Origin of the sequence: Longimicrobium sp. (assembly GCF_036554565.1) — a bacterium.
Lineage (GTDB): Bacteria > Gemmatimonadota > Gemmatimonadetes > Longimicrobiales > Longimicrobiaceae > Longimicrobium.
The window spans coordinates 1-7,374 of sequence record NZ_DATBNB010000630.1; the positions used below are offsets into that span (position 1 = coordinate 1).

Consider the following 7,374-nt stretch of genomic DNA (forward strand, 5'->3'; position numbering starts at 1 on the left):
GCCCGGGATCAGTTCGCCGCACGCGCCGGCCGCGATTGCCGTGCAGGTCAGCAGCAACCCGCCATCGGCGGTGATCAGCACCACCGGAATGGGCTCGCGCCCGAGCGCACGGGTCAGGAAGCTGACGGCAAAGGGCACCAGCGCGACCAGGACACTGAACATGAACCAGCGTGTCATCCGTTCGGGCCGGCTCATCGTTCCATTCCCGGGTTGAGGCCAGTGTGCCGCTGCTATCCTGTGGAAGGATAGTGAACAGAGGGAACGCCGTCAAGGGCGTCCAGAAACTCGTCGCACCTGTGGCCTGAAAGCAGCGGGGGAGCACGGAAAACCCGTGCTCCCCCGCCATTTATTCCACCCGTGTCGGGTTCAGACGCCCGCGGGCTCCGGCTGCGGTTCCCAAGCCACGATCCGCCCCTCCATCGCGGACGCGGCCACGGTGTAGGGTGAGGCCAGGTACAGCTGGCCGGGGCCCGAGCGCCCGGGGAAGTTGCGGTTGATGGCGCTGATGGTGACGTCCGTGGGCTTGCGGCTGACGCCCGGGCCGGCGTTGATGCACGCCCCGCACGAGGGCTCGATGAAGGTGGCGCCCACCTCGTGGAAGAGCCGGTCGTAGCCCAGCTCCTGGCAGTAGGCGTACACCTCCTGCGAGCCGCACTGGATGTACAGCTGCACGTGCTCCGGCTTGTGCACCCCGCGCTCCCGGTACTCGCGCAGCACGCGGGCGTACATGTCCATGTCTTCCTTCTTGCCGGCCGTGCAGCTTCCCGCGTAGGCGATGTCGATGCGCACGTCCTCGCCCAGCTCCTCCACGTACAGTCCGTTGCCGGGGTCGCCGGGGAGCGCGATCATCGGCTGCAGCGCCGACGCGTCGATCTCGATCACCTTCACGTAGTCGGCGCCCTCGTCGCTGAACAGCCCGTCGATCAGGCGCTCGGCCTCGGCGCGCTCCATCCCGCGCTGCTCCACCAGATAGTCCACCGTCTTGTGGTCGGGCGCCACGATGCCCGTGAAGGCGCCCACCTCGGCGGCCATGTTGGTCATCGTCGCGCGCTCGTCCACCGACAGCGATTCCACCGCGGGGCCTGCGTACTCGATGATCTGGCCGATGGCGTGTCCGTCCTTGATGTACGGGTGGCGAAGGATCTCCAGCATGAAGTCCTTGGCCGACACATTCTCGGGCTTCTGGCCGTTGACGATCACCTTGAACGAGCGCGGCACCTCCACGCGCACATCCTTGGTGATCCACGAGTTGAAGATGGCCGTGGTGCCCACGCCGAACGCCACGCACCCCACGGCGCCCGCGTGCGGCGTGTGGCTGTCGGAGCCGATGATGATGTGCCCGGGAAGCGCGTACGCCTCCAGGATCTTGCTGTGGCAGATGGCCTCGGAGCCGTGCTTGCCGTGCCCCAGCTCGCCGTACAGGCGCACGCCCTGCTTTTCGGCGAACTGCCGCTGCTTCACCTCCAGCTGGTTGGCCACGTCCAGCAGGCCGAGCTGCACGCGCTCGGGGGGCATGGCGTCCTTGAGGAAGGTGAGGTGGTCGCGGAAGAAGAGGATGCTCTCCGGCTCCACCACCCGCTCGTCGGGCCCCACCAGCGACTCGAAGAAGATGGCCGACATGGGCGTGACGTACTCGTGCGAGAAGCGGATGTCGGTCTGCACGAAGCCCGAGTCGCCCGGCTGCACCCACTGCACCCCGATGTCGCCGCGGGAAAGGTCCGTCACCCAGTGGCGGGCGAAGATCTTCTCGGCGATGGTCATGGGCCGGCGGCCGCGGTGCCGGGTGCCTTCGGGGGCGCCCACGCTGTCGGATTCCACGTTGCTGGTGGAGGTGGCCACGAACTGCGCCGCGGCGTAGTCCACGCCCGTGTCCGGCCCCGGCCCGGGCAGGTTGCCCTCGCCGCTGCCGCGCATGGCCCGCACGTCGGCCGCGTCGGTAGACGCGGGGGCGTCGCCGGGCTGGCCGTGGTGGCAGGAGATGGCCGGCGTCTGCACCGTGCCCTGCAGGCGCGCCACGTTGTAGTTGAACAATCCGCCGTGCTCAATGATGCCGCGGGTGATCTCGTCGGCGCCGTCGGTGAACTCGGTGAGCGGAATGGTGTCGCCGCGGCGGATGCGCTCCACCAGCTCGAAGTTGGTGGACGTGAGCACGCCCAGGTTCTGGCAGTTTTCGCGATAGATGCGCTCGATGTTCTCGGCGATCACCACCTTGATGCCGGCCATCATCTCGGCGTACGGGCTCTGCTCGCGCGAGCTGCCCTTGCCCCGGCGCGTGCCGCTGACGGAGGCCACGAAGCCGCCCTGCTTCACGCTGCCTTGCTTGATGGGGAACTCGTTGCCCGCCTTGAGCCCCAGGTACGGGAACTCGCCGAGCGTTTCGTCGAAGTAGTAGCAGATGTACGCCGGGGTGATCTCGTCGGTCGAGATGTTGTCGCGCAGGGTGGCGCGCACCTCGTCCGTAAGCTCCACGTCTTCGCCGGCCAGCTGCCGGCGGATGAGCTCGGGGTCGTCTACCAGGAAGAGCACGCGGCCCTGAAGGCGCACCTCCGGCGGCAGCTTTTCGATCGTGCGCGTCAGCAGCGAGGGAATCATCGAGTACCCGCGGGATGGATCAGGATCGTAAAGGACCCGGGTCGTACACCGGGCCGCGACGGAACGTCCGCAACCTTGCAAATTTGCGCGATCAGGCGGCGTCCGGCAACCCGTGCGAGGCTGGTTCGGCGCGGGAGCGAGCGCGATGCTGCCGATGGGGGCGCAGTCTCCTGGCAGCTGGATCGTCAGCCCGCGATGGCGGTGATTTCGTTACCTGATCCGTTACCAGCTTGCCCCGCCACCCGCCGAGCCTCGCCCCTCGCTTGAATTCGCCGCCGGAATGCGTTACTTTTCCTGCTTCCGGGGCGTTAGCTCAGCTGGGAGAGCATCCGCTTTGCAAGCGGAAGGTCATCGGTTCGAACCCGATACGCTCCATCGACGGACGACACGCAAGCGCGCCCACGCCGATCTCTCGGCGTGGGCGCGCTTCGTCGTACCCGCGCAGGAGGGTCTACACAGCCGGACCGGCCGCAGCGCGGCCCAGGGTCTCCCGCCTCCCCGGGCCCAGGCGCGGCGGCTGGCCGAACTGATGGCGGACGAGGTGGCGCTCAAGGTGGTGCCGAATCGACAGGCGTGCGCTCGCTTAGGGCGCCATGCAGGTCGCCGTTCGACCCATTTTCCTTCGTGCCAGCGGCGCTGGCATTCACCGCAGGATAAGCACATATTGACGGTCTCTGTCAGGCGGGAGTTCCCAACTCCAGCAGCCGGGCGGCGCGCGCAGAACGGTAGTATCCACCCGCTTCATTCGTGAAGCGTGAATTTGCGCCGGCGTTCCCATCCAATACACTGCACGCGCGGGTTTTCGCACCCGCGCCGGCTGATTGCCCTCACCGGGGCTCTGTCATCCCGTTTCCTGTTCCCCCTCTCGCCACACCCAAGCCATGGCAGAACGAGGTGCAGGCCTGGCATTCGCCGGCATCTTCGGAGCGGCGTTCGTAAGCATCATGTCGGGCGGAACGCCGAGCCTGCGACAGGCGCAGCCTTCCGCCTCCCCGGCACAGACGGTGACGGCGGCCACCACCGCGCGGCCCGGTGCGGCCCCCTCGTCCCGGCTGGTGACCGGAGACTCGCTGGTGCGCGAGTTCCTGGGCGAGCCCGGGCCGCCCGCCGCCACGCTGGCCAAACGCGGGGCGCACCAGCGGCACGTGTATTCGCTCGACGTCCTGATCGCCACGGTGCCGGACCCGGTGGATTCGCGCCTGGACTGGGCGTTCGACTCGTACCTGGCCTCCGTGCGGCGCGCGCACGAGCGCACCGGGTACGTCATCGACCGGTTCTGGCTGCCGTGGGGAAGCGTTCCCGACACCCTCCGGACGGAGAGCGGTGCACGCGTTCGCGAGGAGTATCCAGGCGCCCTCCTGTTCCGCCGGCTGGCCGGCAACACGGTACAGCTGTCGCTGGTGTACGTCGTGGGCGAGGTACCCACCCGCGGCGTACACCGGCCCGCGCTGAAGCGCGCGCTCGACGAGCGGCGGCAACTGCTCCGCGCCTTCGCACGGCCCGGGAACCCGGGGTCCCGGCCCACGAGCCGCGCGGCCGGGCGCACGGTCCAGGGCCCCGTAAAGATCGTAGGCCCGGCGTTTTCCGGGTCCTCGCTCTCGCTGCGGGCCGCCCTGGACGCGGGGGGCGACAGCGCCATCATCATCTCGGGTTCCGCCACCAACCGCGACAATCTTTCGATTCTGCAGGACAGCAGCCCCGGCCCGGGCGGGCGAAAAAGAATAACCTTCCGCGCCACGGTTCACTCGGACGAGGCGTTCCTGCGAGCACTCGAAGCGCGCATCTTCGACCCGCTGGGAATTCGGAGAGACCAGGTGGCCATCCTCCTGGAGAACTCCACCGGGTACGGCCAGAATGCGCTGGACGAGATCATCCAGGCCGGCTCCGGGCGTGGCGGAACGCCACGGGACTCGGCCCGGTACCTGGTCGTCCCATTTCCGATGAACATCTCGCGGCTCCGGTCGGAGTATGCGCGGCGCCCCGTATCCGCACCGGCGGCGCCGGTCGCCGGTGCCGGCGCGGTGGCGCCGATCCCCGTGGACATGTCGGACCCGGGAAGGCCGCTGGAGAGCCCGCCGGTGCTCTCGTCGCTCACGGTGCCCGCGCTGGAAACCCAGCTGGCGGAGATCGGCACGGCGCTCACGCGCAGGCGCGTTCGGGCGGCGGTGATCCTCGCTTCGGACGTACGCGACAAGATGTTCCTGGCGGCGGAGCTGCGGCGGCGCGTCCGCGACGTCCAGGTGTTCACGTTCGAGGGCAACGCCCTGTTCCTGGCCCCCGACCGCAACCGGGATTTGCGCGGCATGGTGGTGGTTTCCACCTATCCGCTGTTCCTGCGCAACCAATGGTGGACGGCCGGTCCCCGCGACCGGGAGCGGCTGGTGTTCCCGAACGAGGGCGCGCAGGGGGTCTACAACGCGACCCTGCTGCAGTTGGATTCGGCCTCCCTCGTTTCCGAGTACCTTCCGCCCGCTTCTCACCACGGTTCCAGCCCGCGGGCGGGTGACGGCGCCCGGCCGCCCGTGTGGATCACGGCCGTGGGCGCGGGCGCGTTCATGCCGCTCGCCGTGCACACCGAGGCGTCCGACACGGCATACCTCGCCGCCGCGGGGGTCGCCGGGCCCGGGGCGGTGCACGATGGCCGCGTAAGCCTGTTCCTGCGCGTCGGCGTCCTGGTGCTTTCGCTGGCGCTGCTGGAGCTGGCACGCCGCGCCGTGGTGCACTCCCTTGGCACGGCCGCGTTCGGCCGGATCTCGCCTCCACGCCAGGCGGGCGCCGCCCAGACGGTTCGCTGCGTTTCCCTGCGCATCCACGGCCACCTGTACCGCATGCTCGCGCTGGCCACGGTCCTGGCCGTGTGGATGCCGGTCGTGGTCGTCTTCCTGCGCTCGCAGCCGCGGCACTACTGGTACTATGACCTGCCTGCCGCGGTGCTCCTTGCCACCGCCGCGGGGGCCATGCTCGTCGCCACGCGGGGTGTGATCGTGCTGGTGTGGAAGCACCGGAAAGCGGGCAGGGACTTCGCGCTCGGTTCGCACTGGGGAACCGCCGGGCGGCAGGTCGCCTGGGGCGTGGAGATCCTGGCACGCACGGTGGTGGCGGTGATGGGCCTGTTCTTCGTAGTGCTGGCCGTGCGGTATGCCTGGGAGATGTCGCGGATCGGGGAGCCGGGGCTGCGACTGTACCTGCACCGCGTTTCGCGGGTGGATGCCGGCGTGACGCCGCTGGTTCCGCTGCTGCTGGGCGCCCTGGTGCTGGGGCAGTGGTGCACCTGGCACCTGCGGCGGGTGCGCAACCTGAGCTTCGTCACCATGTTCGAGGCGGCGTGCCTGGCGCTGTGGGACAGGAACGCGAATGACCGGATTGGTGAATGGAAGCCGCGCGTAGCCGAGCGGCGGTCGGCCCGCCAGACGTCCTGGGCCCGTTCGGTCGCGGGGGATTGGTGGGAGCGGCTGCGCGCCAAGGCCGACAGGCGCCAGCACCACCCGCTGCGGGCGCCGCGGCTGCTGGACGAGGATACCATCGCCCACGTGGTGGAGGTGCGCAATCGCGTCTCGCTGACGGTGCCCAACCCGGCGGGGCTGCTCCTCCTCGCGGGGGTGCTTCTGCTGGCGTCCGCTCTCTGGGGGACCATGCGCCACACCCTGGAGCGTGCCGCGCACACTCCCACGTTCGACGTGTTGCTGTCCTTCTCCATCGTGGGCTCGCTCGCCACGACCACGTGGGCCGTGTACCGGCTGCTGGCCATCTGGCGGGCGCTGCGCCGTGTGCTGGGAGACATGGGAACCACGCCGCTCCTCACCGCCTTCGATCGCCTGCCGCGGGAGACCTCGCGCCTCACGCGGATGTCGCTCGTGGGCGCGCCGGGGCGCGATATCGTCACCAGCGTCCGCGCGGCGCAGTGGCGGCAGATGGTCAGCATCGCGCAGAACCTCGCGGACCCGCCGCCGGATGCCGACGGAAAGGCGGTGGTGATGAAGGAGGCCGAGGAGGAAGCTCGCTGGTCCGAGATTCAACAGCTGAAACCGGGGGAGGAGTCGGGCCGCGCGCGGTGCGAGTCGTTCGAGGCGGAGGGCCGCCACTTCCAGGAGCTCGAGCGCCTTCTTGGCGACCTCTGGAAGTCAGAGCCCACCCCGGAGCAGGTGTGGACGGTTTCGGGCGCCCTGCGCGAGATGAGCCTGTGGGAAGACGGGGCGCGGCCCGACACCGGCATCATGCTCCGGCGCAGCGTTCCCGGGCGCCTGCGCCTGTGGGTGCGCGCGGCCGAGGAGTTCGCCGCCGTGCAGGTCGTGGACTACATCGAATGGGTGCTGCAGCACATGCGCACCCTGACCTGGTTCCTCTTCCTCTCGCTGCTGCTGTCCACGGCGCTCATTTCCAGCTACCCGTTCGAGCCCCAGCGCACGGCCAAGCTGGTGCTGGCGCTGGTGCTGGTGGGGACCGTGGGCACGCTGCTCTACGTGATGACCGACATGAACCGCGACGAAGTGCTCAGCCGGATCGCCAAGACCGACCCTGGGCGCGTTACGTGGGACGGCGCCTACCTGGCCAACATCTCGCTGATCGCCGTGGTGCCGGTACTCACGCTGATCAGCTCCGAGGTGCCCCCGCTGCGTGAGTTCCTGTTCTCGTGGATGGACCCGGTGTTCCGCCTTCTGGTACGCTGAGAGCTGGCCACAGTCCCCCGGTGATGGACCTGGCGCGGAGACCCCTGCGGTCTCCGCGCCCTTCGGCGTTGGCGGACGTGGCGGCGCCTCGATCCACCGGCACGACCCTCGCCGT

3 protein-coding genes and 1 tRNA gene are annotated in these 7,374 nt (G+C 69.3%); 2 read left to right on the forward strand and 2 right to left on the reverse strand.

Annotation, left to right across the window (positions count from 1 at the left end; all coding sequences use genetic code 11):
- Both VIB55_RS17535 and VIB55_RS17540 read right to left on the reverse strand, forming a co-directional pair.
- Positions 1-195 (reverse strand): hypothetical protein (locus tag VIB55_RS17535; RefSeq protein WP_331877966.1); only part of this gene is annotated, 195 nt, incomplete at its 3' end.
- 171 nt (positions 196-366) lie between these two features.
- Positions 367-2,592 carry an aconitase family protein gene (locus VIB55_RS17540; protein ID WP_331877967.1) on the reverse strand — a complete coding sequence of 742 codons (2,226 nt, stop codon included), beginning with the start codon at positions 2,590-2,592 and terminating at the stop codon, positions 367-369.
- 302 nt (positions 2,593-2,894) lie between these two features.
- Between VIB55_RS17540 and VIB55_RS17545 the strand changes: the two genes are divergently transcribed.
- Positions 2,895-2,967, forward strand: a tRNA-Ala gene (locus tag VIB55_RS17545).
- A 506-nt stretch (positions 2,968-3,473) separates the two neighbouring features.
- Complete coding sequence (locus tag VIB55_RS17550) at positions 3,474-7,259, forward strand: hypothetical protein (RefSeq protein ID WP_331877968.1); 3,786 nt, start codon at positions 3,474-3,476, stop codon at positions 7,257-7,259.
- Positions 7,260-7,374 lie beyond the last annotated feature (115 nt).